Origin of the sequence: Streptomyces sp. NBC_01320, assembly GCF_035974375.1 — a bacterium.
GTDB classification, from domain to species: Bacteria; Actinomycetota; Actinomycetes; order Streptomycetales; family Streptomycetaceae; genus Streptomyces; species Streptomyces yanii.
The window spans coordinates 232007-247733 of sequence record NZ_CP108391.1 but is presented as its reverse complement, the minus strand read 5'-3'; the positions used below and the strand labels follow the sequence as shown (position 1 = coordinate 247733).

At 67.9% G+C, this 15727-nt stretch carries 13 protein-coding genes and 4 pseudogenes; 6 read left to right on the top strand and 11 right to left on the bottom strand.

Translation table 11 applies throughout. The features are described 5' to 3' along the window. Positions 1-67: 67 nt before the first annotated feature. Entirely contained in the window at positions 68-1165 is a 1098-nt protein-coding gene (locus OG395_RS56615; RefSeq protein ID WP_327249981.1) for a sugar-binding transcriptional regulator, read from the top strand. Positions 1166-1241: 76 nt separating this feature from the next. Here OG395_RS56615 and tnpB read toward each other — a convergent pair whose 3' ends face one another. The 5 genes and pseudogenes from tnpB to OG395_RS56595 form a co-directional block, all read right to left on the bottom strand. Continuing rightward, positions 1242-2753, bottom strand: a complete 1512-nt coding sequence (gene tnpB, locus OG395_RS56610; RefSeq protein ID WP_327249980.1) for an IS607 family element RNA-guided endonuclease TnpB — start codon at positions 2751-2753, stop codon at positions 1242-1244. After that, positions 2750-3329: pseudogene (locus OG395_RS56605) on the bottom strand (IS607 family transposase). The gene tnpB and the pseudogene OG395_RS56605 overlap by 4 nt, the downstream one beginning before the upstream one ends. A 63-nt stretch (positions 3330-3392) precedes the next feature. Continuing rightward, positions 3393-3701 carry a zinc ribbon domain-containing protein gene (locus tag OG395_RS59010; protein ID WP_442818823.1) on the bottom strand — a complete coding sequence of 103 codons (309 nt, stop codon included), beginning with the start codon at positions 3699-3701 and terminating at the stop codon, positions 3393-3395. Continuing rightward, positions 3701-3919, bottom strand: a complete 219-nt coding sequence (locus OG395_RS56600; RefSeq protein ID WP_327249979.1) for a hypothetical protein — start codon at positions 3917-3919, stop codon at positions 3701-3703. Before OG395_RS56600 ends, OG395_RS59010 begins: the two co-directional genes overlap by 1 nt. Continuing rightward, entirely contained in the window at positions 3916-4182 is a 267-nt protein-coding gene (locus OG395_RS56595) for a hypothetical protein (protein ID WP_327249978.1), read from the bottom strand. Before OG395_RS56595 ends, OG395_RS56600 begins: the two co-directional genes overlap by 4 nt. Positions 4183-4250: 68 nt before the next feature. On the opposite strand from OG395_RS56595, the gene OG395_RS56590 reads away from it, so the two are divergent. Continuing rightward, entirely contained in the window at positions 4251-4547 is a 297-nt protein-coding gene (locus OG395_RS56590) for a transposase (RefSeq protein ID WP_327249963.1), read from the top strand. 29 nt (positions 4548-4576) lie between these two features. After that, positions 4577-5476: an IS3 family transposase gene (locus OG395_RS56585; RefSeq protein WP_327249977.1), complete on the top strand. Its 900-nt coding sequence runs from the start codon at positions 4577-4579 to the stop codon at positions 5474-5476. 28 nt (positions 5477-5504) lie between these two features. On the opposite strand, the pseudogene OG395_RS56580 reads toward OG395_RS56585, so the two are convergent. After that, positions 5505-5763, bottom strand: a pseudogene (locus tag OG395_RS56580) (RNA-guided endonuclease TnpB family protein); the annotation flags it as partial. Between the two features lie 443 nt (positions 5764-6206). Here OG395_RS56580 and OG395_RS56575 point away from each other — a divergent pair. The 3 genes from OG395_RS56575 (at position 6207) to OG395_RS56565 (ending at position 10584) form a co-directional block, all read left to right on the top strand. Then, positions 6207-6719 carry a sigma-70 family RNA polymerase sigma factor gene (locus OG395_RS56575; RefSeq protein WP_327249976.1) on the top strand — a complete coding sequence of 171 codons (513 nt, stop codon included), beginning with the start codon at positions 6207-6209 and terminating at the stop codon, positions 6717-6719. A 94-nt stretch (positions 6720-6813) separates the two neighbouring features. Next, positions 6814-10194, top strand: a complete 3381-nt coding sequence (locus OG395_RS56570; RefSeq protein WP_327249975.1) for an AfsR/SARP family transcriptional regulator — start codon at positions 6814-6816, stop codon at positions 10192-10194. A 150-nt stretch (positions 10195-10344) separates the two neighbouring features. Continuing rightward, complete coding sequence (locus OG395_RS56565; protein WP_327249974.1) at positions 10345-10584, top strand: acyl carrier protein; 240 nt, start codon at positions 10345-10347, stop codon at positions 10582-10584. A gap of 760 nt (positions 10585-11344) precedes the next feature. On the opposite strand, the gene OG395_RS56560 is transcribed toward OG395_RS56565, so the two are convergent. The 5 genes and pseudogenes from OG395_RS56560 to grpE all read right to left on the bottom strand — a co-directional run. After that, positions 11345-11821: a transposase gene (locus OG395_RS56560; RefSeq protein ID WP_442818822.1), complete on the bottom strand. Its 477-nt coding sequence runs from the start codon at positions 11819-11821 to the stop codon at positions 11345-11347. A gap of 116 nt (positions 11822-11937) precedes the next feature. Further along, positions 11938-12027 (bottom strand): annotated as a pseudogene (locus OG395_RS59005) (IS5 family transposase); the annotation flags it as partial. A 551-nt stretch (positions 12028-12578) separates the two neighbouring features. Continuing rightward, entirely contained in the window at positions 12579-13019 is a 441-nt protein-coding gene (locus OG395_RS56550; RefSeq protein WP_327250157.1) for a heat shock protein transcriptional repressor HspR, read from the bottom strand. A gap of 11 nt (positions 13020-13030) precedes the next feature. Further along, positions 13031-14182: a molecular chaperone DnaJ gene (dnaJ, locus tag OG395_RS56545; RefSeq protein WP_327249972.1), complete on the bottom strand. Its 1152-nt coding sequence runs from the start codon at positions 14180-14182 to the stop codon at positions 13031-13033. Between the two features lie 93 nt (positions 14183-14275). Next, positions 14276-14896, bottom strand: a pseudogene (grpE, locus tag OG395_RS56540) (nucleotide exchange factor GrpE); the annotation flags it as partial. Positions 14897-15727 lie beyond the last annotated feature (831 nt).

Below are 15727 nucleotides of genomic sequence, written 5' to 3'. Positions count from 1 at the left end.
GCCCCACCTGCCCCAGGATGGGGTGGCACGTACTGAAGCCTCCCATGCGCCGTGAAAGAGAGCAGACATGGCTGGATCAGACACGGGTAGTGCGCCGTCTCCCGTGCCGCCGACAGAGGTGTTGCTTGCCGCCTCCGTCGCCAGGCGGTTCTATCTCGACAACCTGTCGAAGGTGGAGATTGCCGAGGAGTTCGACATCAGCCGCTTCAAGGTAGCCCGCCTCCTCGAAGCAGCTGTGGCCCAGGGCATCGTGGAAATCAGCATCACGGTCCCCGCGGAGATCGACGCAAGGCTGTCGGCGGCGATGCGCCGCCGGTTCGGCCTCCAGCACGCGATCGTGGTACGGGCGCCGGCGCAGGACCCAGCGGGTCCCGAGCCGGTCACCGACTGGCTCGGCCCGGTCGCCGCCCAGCTCATCGCGGAGATCGTGGAGCCGGACGACGTCCTCGGGCTGGCATGGGGCCGCGCCGTGAGCTCCGTGAGCGAGGGCTTCACCAAACTGCCCCCGTGCACCGTGGTCCAGCTGACCGGCGTGCACCCGCTTGAAGCCATCAACGCGAACTCCGTCGAGGCCGTCCGCAAGACCGCGGCCATCTCTGGCGGCAAGAGCTATCCCATCTACGCGCCGTTGGTCCTGCCCAACAAACTCACGGCCGACATCCTGCGCTGCCAGCCAGGCATCGCCGAGTCCCTCGACCAGTTCAACCAGGTCACCAAGGCGGTCGTCGGCATCGGCGGCTGGGGCCCCACCCTCTCCACCGTCTACGACGCCCTCTGCGAAGAGGAACGCGAAATGTACGGCAGGCTCGGGGTCGTCGCGGAGATGGCGGCCCTGCTCTTCGGTTCGGACGGCAGCGTGATCAGGACTGATCTCGACGAGCGTACGATCTCTGTCACCAATGAGCAGCTCGTCCGCATCCCTGAGGTGATCGGCGTCGCCGGAGGCGCTCAGAAGGCGGAGGCGATCGGCGCGGTCCTCACATCCGGTCTGCTGACGGGGATCGTCACGGACAGGGCAGCGGCGCTCCAGATCCTGAGCGTCCCCCCGTCCTGTGATCCGACCGTGCGCGACACCGCCCGTCGACCGCCGACACGTGCGGCGACTGGGGCGATCATGCGCGATACATCCGCCGCAGTTCCTCTGGAGGCTGTCCGGGTCGGGTAGGCTCGCCTTCCACCCGGGAGTCGCGGCCCGCCAGTTCGCCTTGGGCAAGCGCCGTTGTTTTGATCATCAAGTGATCTCAGCAATCCCGGTGTTTCCATCGGAATGGTCCGTAACGGGTCATCGGAGCGCGAGTTGCGCGCCGGTCTCCTGTTGACGGTCTCCCGTTTCCTTCCCGGCCCGGGGGCTGGGGATCGCGCCACCTGCCCGCCCCGTCCCGGCCTTGCGGCGCGGGCGGGTGGCGCGGGCGGGTGGCGCGGGTCTTCCGGTCGGCTCCACGGGGCTTCGACTTCGCCTGGGCGAGGTCCAGGTCTCCGGCCACTCCGGTACCTGTGGTGCGGGCCGCGAGGGCGACCAGGTTGTGTTCGGCGTTGGCGTCCCGGTCGAGGACGAGGCCGCAGTTGTCGCACTCGAAGGTGCGCATGCTGAGGGGCAGTTTGGTTTTCACCGCACCGCAGCGGGAGCAGGTCTTCGAGGAGGGGTACCAGCGGTCGGCGACGATGAGTCGCGTGCCGCGCCGGCGGGTCTTGTAGGTGAGCTGGCGTCGGATCTCGCCGAACGCGGCGTCCGCGACACGGCGGGACAGGCGCCGGTTGCGGCCCATGCCGGCGACGCCCAGGTCTTCGACGACGATCGTGCCGTACTCGCAGGCGAGGCGGGTCGTCATCTTGTGGAGGGTGTCCTCGCGGAGGTTCGCGACCCGGTGATGGATCTTATTCCGCACCTGACTGGCCTTCTCCCAGCGCCTCGACGCCTGCTGCCCGGTGCGCCGGTCGGGGCCGCGGCGGCGGGAGACGGCACGGCTGGCGCGGCGCAGCTGTTTCTGCGCGCGGTCGAGGTGGCGTGGGTTGGGTACTGCGCCAAGGACACCGTCACTGTCCGCAAGGACCGCTAGGGTCTCGATGCCGAGGTCGATGCCGACCGCCGCGTCCGGACGGGCAACCTTGACCAGCTCGTGCTTCTCCTCGACCTGCAACGACACGAACCAGCGCCCCCGGCTAAGACGTGCGGTCGCGGACAGAATCCGCATGTTCCCGGCGTCGGCGAGGGCCCGCAGGTGGGAGGCGTCCTCGTGGAGGCGGACCGTGCCGATCCTGGGCAGGGTGATATGCCTGCCGTCAGGCTCGATACGGATCGTGCCGGTAGTGAACCGGCAGGTCAGGCGCGCTTTCCGTTTCGACTTGAAGCGCGGGATGCCCATCTTGCGCCCCTTGCGCTTGCCGCTCTTCGACTTCGCATAGTTATCGAACGCGGCCGACGCGCCTGCCAGGCCGGTGTTGTATGCCTCCTTGGAGTTCTTCTCCCACCAGCCGGCGAATCGCGGATTGGTGCGCTTGTCCTCGTTGAACGCCTTCCGCAGCGAGGGCAGCGTCCACGACCGCCACTCAGTCAGCTCGTCCTCGGGGATGCAGTACGACTGCTCGGCCTTACGCTGCCACCACACGGCAGTGACGTACGCGACCGCCCAGTTGTACGCGGCCCGCGCGGCACCTCCATGCGAGTGCAGGTGGCGGTTGGCCGTGGCGTTCGGATCCAGCGCGAGCTTGTGCGCGAGGACGTTGAAGCCGGGCTGCGGCTTGAACTTCTTCATCCGGCCACCTCCGGGCCGGTGGCGACGGCGATGGCCTGGGCGGCGCGATTCTTCGCGGAGCGGCGGCCGTACAGGCGTGCGCACATCGAGGTCAGGACCTCGGTGATGTCCCGTACGAGGTCGTCGGCGGTCTCCGCCGGGTCAAGGACGACCAGGCGTCGCCCCGAGGCCGAGAGGGCTCCTTCGAGGTGCTCGACGCCGAACCGGGCGAGGCGGTCGCGGTGCTCGACCACGATCGTGCCGACACCCGGGGCGGCGAGCAGTCCGTGCAGCCTGCGGCGGCGCCCGTTCAAGCCGGAGCCGACCTCCGTCACCACGTCAGCGACCGTGAGCCCCTGAGCCGTTGCGCCCTGCACGGTCCGGGCGACCTGACGCTCCAGGTCCGCTTTCTGGTCACCGGACGAGACACGGCAGTACGCCACGACCCGTCCCGCAGCCTGCGGGGCGGGCTCGGTCACGAGCCACGTACCCGACGGCGTCTGGACGGACCGGGACCGGCATACGGCCCTCTTTCGCCCAGGTCCACGCGGTCTGGTAGTGCACGCCGTTGCGCGCTGCCCACTCGGAAAGCTTCACAACATCAGGCTATTCACTGAGAATAACGGAGATCCACTGAAAAAGTGGGAACTTGTTCAATCCTCACCCATGCCCATCGAACCGGCCACGACACGCTGGCCACCTCGAGGGCGATGGGCCGGGCACACGTCCGGAACCGCGACGGGCGTGTGCCCACGAACCGCACGGCGTCCGGGCTCCCATCGTGTCTACGTGCACCGAGTGGCCGCACGAGCCGCAGTGGAACTTGCTCTGTTGTGGGCCGGTTCCCCTTCCGCTGTGCCGGCATTCAGGACACCGCCGGGAGGTGTTGCGGGGACCACGACCCTCATTTCCCGCCCGGCACTCTCCGCCTTGGCGCTCAGGATCGCGAGGAACACCCCCAACCGGCATCAGCGATCCAAACGGTTCAGCCCGGCCTTGGCCGCGGCCCCGTTGGGCTGGAACGCGCCCGGCTGGCCGGGGTCGGGCTTCGACGCCAGGGTGGCGCTCATCCTGCGGACCTTGAGGCCTTCGTGCGCGATGAAGTCGTATCCGCGTACGAGATCAAGCGCAGTCGTGCATGCGTGGCACAGGGGCTGGCGACGTACCTTGCGGGGCAGAGTGGTCACCTTGACAGCGGCCTTGCGGCGACGCTCCGATCCCTGATTGCACCGGCTGAGCGACTGCTGTGCGGCTCGAGTTTCGCTGTGGCCTTGCCGCCGTTGCGCGGGTTGGCGACGCGCTGACCGTTGAACGGGGTGAGAAGAAACGAGGCTATGCCCCTCGCGATGCCGACAACGCTGCCAGTCGCGGACAGCGGCTCGGGCTCGGACTGCTCGACGGTCAGTACCACGTACCAGCGCTTGCTCTCACTCTTGACCGGCCACGGCACGATGCTGGTGCACCCGTGAGTCTTCCCTCGTAGCGTAGAGACCGTGACTGCAGGGGAAGTTGGGAGTCATGGCGGAGAAGAGGCGGAAGTTCGACGCGGAGTTCCGTGAGGGGGCTGTGCGGATCGTGACCGAGACCGGGAAGCCGGTCGGGCAGGTCGCGAAGGATTTGGGGATCAACGAGACGACGCTGGCGAGCTGGGTCTCGCGGGCCCGCAGGGTCGGCGGGGCCGGGGCCGGCCAGGCGGTGGAGAGCGAGGAACTGGTCCGGTTGCGGCGGGAGAACGCCCAGCTGCGGAAGGACAACAAGGAGCTGGTCATGGAGCGTGATGTCCTCAAACGCTGCATGGTCATCTGGGTGAAGTAGCTGCGGCGGACCCGACGGCTGTCGTCGGGGTGATCAGCGACCAGAAGACCGAGTGCAACATTCCGTATCGCGTCTCGTGCCGTGCTCTGGGGGTGTCGGAGGCGTGGTTCTACAAGTGGCACCGGCGCCCTGACCGGCCGACGAAACGCGAGGTGAGACGGGCCGAGCTGGCGGAGAGGATCCGGTATTTCTTCGACCGGTCGGGCAGGACGTACGGCTCGCCGAGGATCACGCTGGATCTGTGGGAGGAGGGCTGGCAGGTGTCGCGGAACACCGTCGCCGCCATCATGGCCGAGCTCGGCCTCCAGGGCCGCAGGCCGCCGCGTCGGCGCAAGTCGCTGACGCGGCAGGGCAAACGGAAAGCCTCTCCTGACCTGGTGCGACGCGGGTTCGACGCCATCGCTCCGGACGTGCTGTGGTGGGGCGACATGACCGAGATTGACACCGGCGAGGGCAAGCTCTACCTTGCCTCCGTCCACGACGCGTTCTCCCGCCGGGCACTCGGTTACGCCATGGGTTCCCGGCACGACACCGCCCTGGTCAGCGCCGCACTGCAGATGGCGATCGCCACCCGGGGTGGCGAGGTGGACGGCGTGATCTTTCATTCGGACCGCGGCTCGGAATACACCAGTGCGGCGTTCCAGCAGCTCTGCGGCCGGTGGGGTGTCGTGCAGTCGATGGGGCGCGTGGGGTCGGCGCTGGACAACGCCGCCGCGGAGTCGTTCCACTCTGTGCTGAAGGTCGAGTACGTGCACCGGCACCGCTTCGACACCCGGGCCGAGGCCAGGATCAAGACCGCGACCTGGATCACCGACTTCTACAACACGAGGAGGCGCCACAGCGCCGCCGGCGGGCAGCCGCCCGTCACGTTCGAGAACACCATCCAAGAAGCACGCAACCACACCCACCATCAGGGCCAAGTTGCATAACAAGGTCTCTACGAAATCAGGGGATTGACACCCGGACGTGCCCGATGCCCTGGAAGCGGACGCGGGTCACAAGGCCGTGCGGGGTGAAGTCCCACCGGCAGCCGTCGCCGTCCTTGGGGAAGTCCACCGTGTCGAAGCGGACGACTCCGCGAAGACGTGGGTAACCCGGCTTGCCCCCGGCCCTGATACGGCGGAAGAACACGGCGAACGCCTTGTCGAGACGGCCAAGCATCGCTTGCAGCGGAGAAGGACCAGCGTCCCTGACGCTCCGGGTCGAGCGCCCGAATCCCCTTGAGCTACGCGGACTGCTGCCGTGCGTTTCGCTCCCCGCTGACGCCGGAGATGCTCACGCAAGGAAATCGGGGCCCCTCCGGTCTGCGACTTTCAGCGGTACGTCAGCGAATGGCCGCCACGTCAGCGCCACGTCGGGAACTCTTCAGCGTCACCGGGTGGAATCCGTCACATGCCCGTCCGGGCAAACGGAATTCGGCTTGCCGCCGCCCCAGAAAGCGAGAGAGCCATGTTCGCGCCCGCTACGTATGCACCGTCCACCGACGTAAAGGTGGACGGATCCGCCCAGGGACCAAAATCGCCTGTGTCCGCCGCTATTCCATGGAAGGCGCCCAACAAGGCGCCGAACCTCACGCCTCGCCGCCACGCCGGATGGCAGGTGTCGCTTGTGTCCCAGGGCACGCCACGCCCCGCTCTGACACCGTCGCGGCGCGAGGCCGTGCTCGAGCAGGTATACCGGGACCACTACCGGTATCTGATGTGTCTGCTGCTGTCTCGGGTCGATGGGGACAAACACCTGGCGGAAGACATCGTGCAGGAGACCATGGTGCGCGCCTGGCGCAATGCCGAGCGGCTGGACACCTGCCCTGAAGCCACGCAGGCGTGGCTGACCACCGTCGCCAAGAACGTGCTTGTCGACACCCATCGGCGCCGCCAGGCCAGGCCCAAGGAGGTGCCCTGCGACGCCACCCTGACGTGGAACATGCCACACAGCCACGACGGGTACGCTCAAGTCGTCGCCGCTACAACCGTGCAGCGGACGCTGCCGAAACTCAAGTCCGAGCAGCAGGAAGTCCTCCGTCTCGCCTATCTGATGGACCTCTCGATGGAGGAGATAGCCAATCGGCTCGGCATCCCGGTGGGAACCGTCAAGTCGCGGCTCTTCTACGCCCTGCGATCGATGCGGGCGATCCTGGACCGGGCGGACGCCCGTGCCGAGCGCGCCGGCTGATCCGGGGCGGATACATGGAACCACATCAGTCGAGACATCACTATGATTCGGTCGAAGACCTCAGCTACCTGGCGTTTTGCGCCATACTCCTCGTGTGGAGTTTCGGCTGCTCGGCCCCCTCGAAGTGGCCGACGAAGATGGCGAGTTGATCCAGCTACCGGGCGATAAGCTGCGGCATCTGCTGGCTCTGCTGCTGCTCAGGCTGCCCGGGCCGGCATCGACCCACCAGCTCATCGACGAGCTGTGGGGCGAGCACGAAGGTCGGGACCCCCTGAACGCATTGCAGGCCCATGTCTCCAAGTTGCGCGCTCGGCTGGGCTCTGAGTCCGTGCAGCGGTCTGGTGACAACTACCGTCTCGCGGTCTCGGCAGCGCTGGACAGCAGCCGGTTCGCACAGCTGGCGGCCGAAGGCAAGGAGGCCCTACGCCGGCACTCCTTCACCGCCGCGCGCAGGTTGATGGACGAGGCCCTCCAGCTCTGGCGCGGTGAGATGCTGGTCGGCATTCCCGGCAGCAGCAGCGTCGAGGCGGCTCGCACCCAGTTGACCCGGCTCCGGCAGTTGGCTGAGGAGGACCGAACCGACGCCGCTCTCGCCTTGGGAGACAACGCGGAGCTGATACCCGAGCTCGAGGTCGACGTCGCCCGCCACCCGTACCGGGAGCGGCGGCGCGCCCAGCTGATGCTCGCGTTGTACCGAACCGGTCGGCAAGCCGAAGCTCTGGACTCCTACGCCGAACTCCGCCGCCTGCTGTCGAGTACTCTGGGCACCGAGCCGTCTCCTCCGCTGGCACGGCTGCACCGGCTGATCCTCCAGCACGACCGCTCGCTGTCAGCCGCCTCGGACGACCGGGATGTCTCCGCGGCCCGGCCCGCGGCTGCGGAACTCAGCCTCACGGAACCCAGCGCTCCCGCATCGGCCGACCAGGATGACGGCTCCCGCATCGCTCTGCGCGAGGACGGGAGGGACGTACCACAAGCACCGGTCCCCTCCGCCGCACCGGCCGCCTCAACCGTCGGCAATCTGCGGGCGCCACTGGACCGGTTCGTCGGCCGCACCTCGACCCTGGAATCGCTGCGCGCCCAGATCGGCCAGCACCGGCTGGTCACCGTGGTGGGCACAGGAGGCGTGGGAAAGACGCGAACCGTCCTGGAAGTGTGCCGTACCGTCGCCCATCGCTACGCCGACGGAATCTGGTTCGTCGACCTGTCTGTGCTGGGCCGCGGCGACAGCGTCGCCGAGCGGGTTCTCGGCGTGGTCCAGCCGAATGACCCCGACGACGCGGTGGCGCACTCGCCCGAAGCCCAGCTGATGGACGGGCTGCGCGGCCGCCGGGCGCTGCTGGTCCTTGACAACTGCGAGCACGTGATCGATGAGGCGGCCGAGCTCATCCAGTCGCTGTTGGTGGAATGCCCGTGGGTCGCGGTGGTAGCCACCAGCCGCGAGACGCTGGCCATCGACGGGGAGAGTCTGCTCCCGCTTCCGCCGCTCACTCAGCAGGAGGCTGTAGAGCTCTTTGTGCTGAGGGCCGAACTCAAACGTCCCGACTTGCCGTTCGAAGCGGGCGACTCGGCCATTCACGAGATCTGCGCGACGTTGGACCGGTTGCCGCTCGCGGTCGAACTCGCGGCGTCCCGGGTGACCCTGCTGCCGCCGACCGAGATCGCTCGACGGCTAGTGGACCGCTTCCCTCTGCTGGCCGTTCGCTCCCGGTCCGCACCGCCACGGCACCAGACCATGGCGGCCGCCCTGCAGTGGAGCTACGACCTGCTGACCCCGTCCGAACGGCGCGTGCTTCAGGCCCTCTCTGTGTTCGCCGGCGGCTGCACTCTGGCCGCGGCCGAGACAGTCTGCGGCCCCGATCTGACCGCCTCGTCACCGCTCACCGAGGTGCTCAGTCGGCTGATAGACAAGTCGCTCCTCCTCCGTACGGACGCGGAGGCCAACGGCCAGGTGCGCTACCGCATGCTCGACACGGTGCGCGAGTACGCCCGGGACAGGCTCATGGCCGACGGGCGGGGCGAGGATGTGCACCAACGGCTGGCCCACTGGCTGCTCGAGGCGACCGACCAACTGGCCTCGGAGCAGTACCGACTGCCGGTGGCGTACATGTGGGAACTCACCTCCGAACTCGCCAACGTGCGGTACACGCTGGACTGGCTGCAGAGCCGCGACGAGCACGTATGCCGCGTAGTCCTTCTGGGGCGACTCGGCTACTACTGGGCCGCCATGGGCATGAGCGCCGAGGCGGTCCACTGGCTGCAGAGCCTGCTCGACCGGAAAGATCCTCCCAGTCCACAGCCCGACGGGTCGCTCGGCCCGGTCACCCTGGCTCAGTACCAGCTGTCACTGGCCCGTGCGCTGAGCTGGTACGCATGGCTCGGCGCCGTGAGCGGACTGCTGGCCGACCCCATCCTGCACGCATGGCAAGCGGTGGACGTCGCCCGGCTCCTGACGGACACCGATGTCCTCATCAAGACCCTTGGGCTGACCTTCTGGACCACCGTGAGCCACGGGACGCTCGACGAGGCCCGCGTTGCCCTGATCGAGGCTGACAAGGCGGCCGATGCCGACGGGGGGACGGCGGCCCGCTCGCCGCTCGACTCCCTGTGGGCAAGCTGCCACGTGATCGAGGGGAATGTCGACGCCGCGGCGCGCAAGGCGGAGGCCGCCGTCCACGGCGCCCTCCGATCCGGCGACAGGACGCACCTCCTGGGCGCACTGCTGCGGCTGGGCGACATCCGGAACGTCGGCGGGCAGCCAGAAGTGGCGCGGCAGCACTGGCGGGACGTTGTCCGTATCGCCTGCGAAGCCCGCGAGGACATCTGGGAGATGCAGGGCCGTTTCCGGCTGGCCTACGCCGACATCGCAGCCGCCCGGTACACAGCAGCTTTGGAATCCCTGAACGACCCCGTGTTCCAGAATCTCCCAGGCCATGACCTGCCGATCGCCGCGCTCAACCTCCGCGCCATGGCTCAGCTGTTGCTGGGGAGGCCGGACGACGCGGAGCGGACTCTCCTGACCGCCCTCGAGGTGCTCGGTCCGCACGGTCATCCCGTGCGGCGGGCGGTGACGGCTCTGGCGCTGCGCCACATCGCCCAGCTGCGCGACGATCGGACTGCCGTGTCGCGTTGGACCGAGCAGTTCTCCGCCGTGACGGAGCACCTCGCACCATGGCTGCGCTGGTCCGTGCAGATGGCGGAACGTGAGCTGGCGGCCTGGACCACCCGGGTCCAGGACCGCGCTCACGTTTTGGACAGCACTTGCTGGCTGGAGGGGCTGTGCCCGGACGAGCCGGAGACTCCCGGCCGCGTGGTGACGCTGTTCCCTGGCGAGCAGCTGACACGCGGTTTGGCCCTGTACACCGAACCGGCCGGGACGTTCGTCGGCTCACTGCCTCACGGCGGCGCATTCCCTGCGCATCACCGCCCCGACCCCGGCACGGCTCCAGAGCGTCCGGGGCGTACCGAGGCGTAGAAGGGGCAGCGGCTGCCCGCGCCTCTGCGCGGTCAGCTCGCCCGGCGGCACGCGTCAGCAGAGCGTCGCAATTCGAATGACTTCGGTGACCGTCTCATGCGTGTAGCTCTATGCGATCAATGCGACCCGACCTACTACATGGAGCCTCCCATGAGCGACATTTTTGATGGAATGCGACAGATTTTAAGGCAGCGGTTCCATGCCGCCGAGGAGCAGCTCACGCCGGATGCGACCCTGGACGACCTGGGCATGGACTCGCTGGACCGCGTGGAGTTCGCCCTGATGCTGGAGCAGGCGCACTGCATCAGATTTGGCTCCGACCTGGACGGCGTCCGCACGCTAGCCCAGGCCGAAGCGTTGATTGCGCGCAAGAAGGGCGATGCCGAATGACGACCGACAGCCAACCTGGTGGGAGCCAAACGCGAAAGTCAGGTTCGGTGCGGCGCCGAGCAGGCCGTGCCGGACTGCGCGCACACGGAGGCGGCCGCTTCGGAAGCGAACTTCAGCACGGCCTCGGCCTCGCAGGGGTCGAGCGCTGCCGCAGTCCGGCCCAACCGGGTTCCTGTGGTGTCCAGCCAACCGAGCAGCCCCGCCATGAAGACATCCCGGCTCCGATGGCGTCGACGACCTCACGGGGACCGCCGGGGCGGACACCGCCTCAGCGTGCGGCGTGACGCCGTACTGCCCTGAGCCCCCCGGGTCACGACCATCAGACGCCCGGCAAGGGCCCTCCCGGGTCTGAAGTGCCCGAGTCACCTGGCACCTTTCGCCCGATATGGACGGCTTTCCCTTCCTCCCTGGCCGGTCGTGACTCCGGCGACCACTACGGGGGTCTCCGTCGCAAAATGACTCGCGTCCCGTAGGCGATCCCACGTTCGTCTCTGCTGTACGTTCTAGCGCGAGTTAGGCGTCCCACTCATCTCCTTGAATGCCCTCGCTGGGCATCACTCCGCACCCCGGAGGTGCACAGGGGCACCATCGAACCCCGTGCAGGGTGCGGCGCCGGTTTCAGCTGTCCTTCCGGCGGATGAGAACTTGCATCTGCTGGGGGCTTCAAACAATCCAGTCGTCGCCATGGCGCGAGCCTCCCAGCGCGCCGTCTCCGACAACTGAGCTCGATCGCTGGTTTCCTGACATGCTGATGTCCCCTTCACCTTTCGGATCCAGGTAAGCCATCCCGGCTGAACCGGGGATAAAAACAGCTCCTCATGGCGCACAACGTGCGCTCCACCACCCAACGGCGGGGCAGCACGAACCCTTCCATGGTGTCGGTGCGTTTGACGACCTCCAGGGTGGGTGAGAGATTCTGAGGCACCAGTGGACAGGGTCGCCGGTGTAAGCCGCCGGCCCAGACGAGGGCGATCTCCCGGTGAAGCATGCGCAGCCGCTGAAGCAGGGGCCCGGCCGCATCCCGGACTCCCACGTTCGCGGCCGTCACCGCGACGACCAGCAGCAGGCCGAGCATGTCGGTCACGATGTGCCGCTTGCGGCCCGGCAACAGTCTTTCGCCGTCGTACCCGCTTGAGGCAGCCGGCACGGACGCGGAGGCCCGCACCGACAGCGCGTCGGTGATCCCCGCCGAAGGTTCCGCCTCCCGGCCCTCGCGCTCCCTGACCCGTCCACGCAACCGGTCGTGGAATTCGGCAACCAGCCCGGTCTCACGCCCCCGACGGAAAAAGGCATAACCCGGTCCCAGGCGGGGAAGTCCGAGCGCATCGCACGCCAGAAGATCCCGCCCGCGACCAGGTAACGGATCGCGTCAAGCATCTGACGGTGGCAGTAGGCCTCGGGCTGCCCGCCCTTCCCCTCCAGCCAGGCGCGCACCGGCAACATCGGGGCGCACCACCGCCCACTCCGCGTCTGTCATATCCGAGGGATAGCGGTGTACCCGATCCGGATAATCAGCCGCGTTCCCGTACACGTGCGCGAGACAATCGCACGACACGACGGGCGACTTGAACTGGGCAGGCGTGGGCACGTACAACGGCAGGGCCTCCCGGCACTCGGATGGGATCGCACCCCCGAGCTACCGAGAGGCCCTGTCTTCATGCGCCGACCGGCCGTAAATCACCCACGCGGGAAACTTGTTAAACCTGCACGTTCCAAGATCGGTTGAGACACAGCTTCTTACTGAGCTGAAGGTGTGGTGTGTGGGAGTAAGTTCTGGCGGTGGGTTGGCGGGGTGGGAACGAGGGTTCTGAGGTCGAATGGGCGGCGTTGGTGGCAGGTGTCCGGCCGTAAGGTCAGAGATGTGGTGGGTGGCTTACGGGAACTAACGGCGCCCTTTTGTCACGGCCGACGGTTGTGGGAACGTCATGGTCGTTGAGGCGGCGCCAGTGGGTGCCGGTCTTGGGCTGACGCGGTTCTGTTAGATACCGGGCGGGTCAGGCGTTCCGCATCGGCCGCCACAGCACGAGCGCGCTGGTCTGCTGCACATCCTGATACGGCACCAGATCACGTCGGTACGACGCATGCACCTGCGCCTCGCGCTGCTGCATCGTCGCCGCCGCGCAGTCGAGGGCCGCCTGGAGTTCGGCGCCCTGGGACTGGCGAGCGGCGACCTGGTTCTCCAGCTCGATGATGCGCTTGATGCCGGCGAGGTTACCCTCTTCCTGCGACAGTTGCTGCACCTGGCGGAGCAGTTCGATGTCGCGTGCCGAGTAGCGGCGGCCGCGGCCGGCCGTGCGGTCCGGGGAGACCAGACCGAGGCGGTCGTACTGGCGCAGTGTCTGCGGATGAAGGCCCGAGAGCTGGGCCGCCATCGAGATGACGTAGACCGGGGTATCCTCGGTCAGTTCATACGGGTTGCGTCGTCGGCCGTCCATGTGACTCATGCTCACTTCAAACTCTGGAACAGTTCCGCCCGCGGATCCTCGCTGGCGGTCGCCTCCCGATACGCCTCCAGTGCGTCACGAGCCTTACCCGACAGGTCCCTGGGGACACTCACCTCAACGGTGATCAGGAGATCGCCACGGATGCCGTTCTTGCCGACCGCGCCCTTGCCCCGCGCCCGCATGATGCAGCCGTTTGGTGTGCCGGGCGGCAGCTTCAGGGTGACGGCGGGGCCGCCGAGGGCCGGGACCCGGATCTCACTGCCGAGGGCTGCCTCGGTGAACGTCACCGGGACGGTCACCATGAGGTTGTCGTCCTTGCGGCCGAACACCCGGTGCTCGCCAACGTGCACGACGACATACAGGTCGCCTGTAGGGCCGCCCCGCCCGCCGGGGGCGCCCTTGCCGCGTAGCCGGATGCGCTGCCCGTCGGTAACACCTGCTGGGATGCGGACCCGCATCGTGCGGGACGATATGGCTCGGCTGCTGGCTTTGCACTCCATGCAAGGATGCTCGGAGAGCAGGCCGCGGCCCTCGCAGTCGGGGCACAGGTCGGTGAGTGAGAAGTCGCCACCCGACCCCTGAGCCACTTGACCGGTGCCGACGCAGGTCGGGCAGACCCTCGGGGTGCCGTTCTTGTCGCCGGTGCCCGAACACGCCTTGCTGGGCGCCTGGCTGGACATCCGCAGCGGGACCGTGGCCCCGTCGACCGCCTCGGTGAAGCTGAGCGTCACCTCGGACTCGATGTCCTGGCCGCGCCACGGGTGGGTACGGGTTCCCGCGGCAGCGCCGCGGTTGAACCGGTCCCCCAGGACGTCATCGAAGCCGGCTCCCCCGCCCTGGGTGCCTCCGAAGAGGTCGCCCAGGTCGAAGTTGAAGTTGCCTCCCGCGCCTCCGGGACCGGCCCGGAAGCCGCCGTTGCCGAAGAGGGCGCGTGCCTCGTCGTACTCCTTGCGCTTCTTGGCGTCACCGAGGATGTCATTGGCCTCGGAGATCTCCTTGAAGCGCTCCTCCGCCTTGTTGTCGCCCTTGTTCGCGTCCGGGTGGAACTCGCGGGCGAGCTTCCGGTACGACTTCTTGATCTCGGCTTCGGTGGCGTCCTTGGGGACGCCGAGGACCTTGTAGTAGTCCTTCTCGACGAAGTCCTTCGTGCTCATCGACGTCCCTCCTTCCGGACGATCGGCCGGGCGACCGGCCCGCAGGCCGGTCGCCGAACCGGGCGGTGGGCCCCGCGGTGGTCGGACGAAATGTCAGACCTCCTCGGTGCCACCGCTCTCCTCGTCGTCTGTCTTCTCCTCTTTGGCCGCCGCGGGGCTCGCGCCCGGCTGCGGCTCGGCCACTGCCACCCGCGCGGGGCGGATGGTGCGCTCGCCGATGCGATACCCCGGCTGCAGGATCGCCACGCAGGTCGTCTCGGTGACGTCCGGCGCGTACGAGTGCATCAGGGCTTCGTGGATCGTCGGGTCGAAGGGCTCGCCCTCCTTGCCGAACTGCTGCAGGCCCAGCTTGGCGACGACCGTCTCCAGCGATTCGGCCACCGACTTGAACCCGCCCACGAGCTCGCCGTGTTCCCTGGCGCGGCCGACGTCGTCGAGCACGGGCAGGAGCTCGCTCAGGAGACCCGCAACAGCGATCTCCTTGACCGTGACCCGGTCCCGCTCCACGCGGCGGCGGTAGTTCTGGTACTCGGCCTGGAGCCGCTGGAGGTCGCCGGTGCGCTCGGTGAGCGCACTGCGTGCCTGGTCCAGCTGTGCCGTCAGACCGGCGGTCTGGTTCACGTCCCCGGCCGGGGACGCCCCCTCCTCCGTGGAGGGGGAGGCAGCCTTCGGATCGGCGTCGTCAGGGGTGGCGCCGGAGGGAACGTCAGGCTTCTATCCCATGCGGAAAGCGCGTGTCGGGTAGCCGCAGCCCACCCGACACGAATGCTCTCCTCCATGTCCACGCGAAAGGACTCACTTCGGTTCAGCCAACCTGCATTGGCTTTGTACGCGACAGGGAGCAGCGTTTAGACAGCAGTTCGGGAGGCACTACCACTGCCGACACGCTGCGGATGTTCACGACGACGGACAGCAGCGCCGGCGCCCGGCAAAATGCGACCGCCAGCTGAGCGTCTGCAGCTCCCAGTGACTCAGGCACAAATGCGCTGGCTACGGCAACGGGAGGTCGGTGGTGGCCACGCCGTCGCCGACTTCCCAGCCCTCTCTCCGGGCTGCTGCCCGGACTGGTGAACATCGACCTCGCCGCTCTGCGAGTGCCTCCCGCAGCCGTGGACAACTGCTGCTGCGAGTGGTGAACGAAGCCACTGCATCAAGAAAATAGCTCGCAACACAATCACGAATGGGCCTTCTTGAGCACCTCCTCCAGCAGATGAAGCTGCAGGCCAACGAGCCGGGAAGGCGTTGTGAAGTTCGAGTCGTCGCTCCCAGCGCGTGACTCCTCCCCGCCCTGATGGAGGTGGCTTCTCGCTACGCCTGGTTGGCGTTGCGACGCACCAGCCGCAATCGAGCCGCTGCCCCCGCACCCTGCCGTACAAGGCCGCGACCTCCACCGCCCATTGGTGGGGTTGGCCGTGCGGCTCTTCGCGTTGCAGCGCGGAAACCGGGAGGCGCCTGCTGCGCAGCCTGAAGCCTTGCGGCGGCCCTGCGCCCGTACTGGAGGTCAGGCACAAACCCGCCGCCCGAGTCGGCGAGGAAATGCGCGAT

What these genes read in the sequence shown, in the direction of transcription:
- OG395_RS56615 (WP_327249981.1), top strand. Translation starts at nt 68, where the DNA reads ATGGCTGGATCAGACACGGGTAGTGCGCCGTCTCCCGTGCCGCCGACA.
- tnpB (WP_327249980.1), bottom strand. Translation starts at nt 2,753, where the DNA reads ATGAAGAAGTTCAAGCCGCAGCCCGGCTTCAACGTCCTCGCGCACAAG.
- OG395_RS59010 (WP_442818823.1), bottom strand. Translation starts at nt 3,701, where the DNA reads ATGCCGGTTGGGGGTGTTCCTCGCGATCCTGAGCGCCAAGGCGGAGAG.
- OG395_RS56590 (WP_327249963.1), top strand. Translation starts at nt 4,251, where the DNA reads ATGGCGGAGAAGAGGCGGAAGTTCGACGCGGAGTTCCGTGAGGGGGCT.
- OG395_RS56565 (WP_327249974.1), top strand. Translation starts at nt 10,345, where the DNA reads ATGAGCGACATTTTTGATGGAATGCGACAGATTTTAAGGCAGCGGTTC.
- OG395_RS56550 (WP_327250157.1), bottom strand. Translation starts at nt 13,019, where the DNA reads ATGGACGGCCGACGACGCAACCCGTATGAACTGACCGAGGATACCCCG.
- dnaJ (WP_327249972.1), bottom strand. Translation starts at nt 14,182, where the DNA reads ATGAGCACGAAGGACTTCGTCGAGAAGGACTACTACAAGGTCCTCGGC.